Origin of the sequence: Achromobacter sp. GbtcB20 (assembly GCF_019091095.1) — a bacterium.
Lineage (GTDB): Bacteria > Pseudomonadota > Gammaproteobacteria > Burkholderiales > Burkholderiaceae_B > Achromobacter > Achromobacter mucicolens.
The window spans coordinates 1-279 of sequence record NZ_JAGXJZ010000489.1 but is presented as its reverse complement, the minus strand read 5'-3'; the positions used below and the strand labels follow the sequence as shown (position 1 = coordinate 279).

1 pseudogene is annotated in these 279 nt (G+C 71.0%); it reads right to left on the bottom strand.

The features are described 5' to 3' along the window. Positions 1-279: pseudogene (locus KVT32_RS29890) on the bottom strand (HAF repeat-containing protein); the annotation flags it as partial.

Genomic DNA, 279 nt, shown 5'->3' with positions numbered 1-279 from the left:
CCGTCCGGGAGCGGCGGGTCGACGGCGTGGAGGCTGATATAGCCGGCATTGTTGATGTCGGTCCAGGTGGTCGCCCGGCCGCCGATCGTCCCGAGGTCGCGCAGCTTGCCTTTGTCGTAGATGTAGCCGCGCACCTGGCCGCCGCGGGTGGTCCAGTGGCCCAGCACCTGGCCCCTGTCGTTGATGGCGGCGGCGGTGCTGGACGTGCCCTTGAGGGCGCCGAGGTCGACCAGGCCCTTGCCGCGGTTCAGGAAAGCGCGGGTAACGCCCGCTCCGACC